This is a genomic window from Massilia sp. CT11-108, from assembly GCF_047302915.1.
In the GTDB taxonomy this organism is placed as follows: domain Bacteria; phylum Pseudomonadota; class Gammaproteobacteria; order Burkholderiales; family Burkholderiaceae_D; genus Telluria; species Telluria orientalis.
In genome coordinates, this window is sequence record NZ_JBKYMO010001218.1 from 1 (window position 1) to 491 (window position 491).

Consider the following 491-nt stretch of genomic DNA (forward strand, 5'->3'; position numbering starts at 1 on the left):
GCCTGGCGCAGCGCTCCGCCGGCGCGGCCCGGGAAATCAAGGCGCTGATCGACGCGTCGGTGGGCCAGATCGGCGCCGGCACCGCGCTGGTGCGCCAGGCCGGCCAGACGATGCGGGACATCGTGGACAGCGTCGATCGGGTCGCGCACATCGTGGGCGACATCGCCGCCGCCAGCCAGCGGCAGAGCGCGGGCATCGACCGGATCAGCGCGGCGATCGGCCATCTCGACGAGGTCACGCAGCGCAACGCGCTGCTGGTCGACGATGCCGCCGGTGCCGCGGCCTCGTTGCGCGACCAGGCCGGCGCGCTGGGCGAACTGGTGGCCGTCTTCCAGCTCGACCGGCAACCGGCGGCCGGCAACGCGCGTCTTGCGTGAGGCGCACATGGATATCCTCGTATGCCTGCCGGATGGCGACGCCGCGTCCTGGATCGACGAACTTGCCGCCGTGCTGCCGGCGGCCCGCGTGCGCCCATGGCGGCCGGGCGACCG

Annotated in this window: 1 protein-coding gene; it reads left to right on the forward strand. The window is 74.1% G+C overall.

What is annotated here, in order from left to right; translation table 11 throughout:
• Nucleotides 1-377 (forward strand): methyl-accepting chemotaxis protein (locus ACEN88_RS34085; protein WP_413346799.1); only part of this gene is annotated, 377 nt, incomplete at its 5' end.
• Nucleotides 378-491 lie beyond the last annotated feature (114 nt).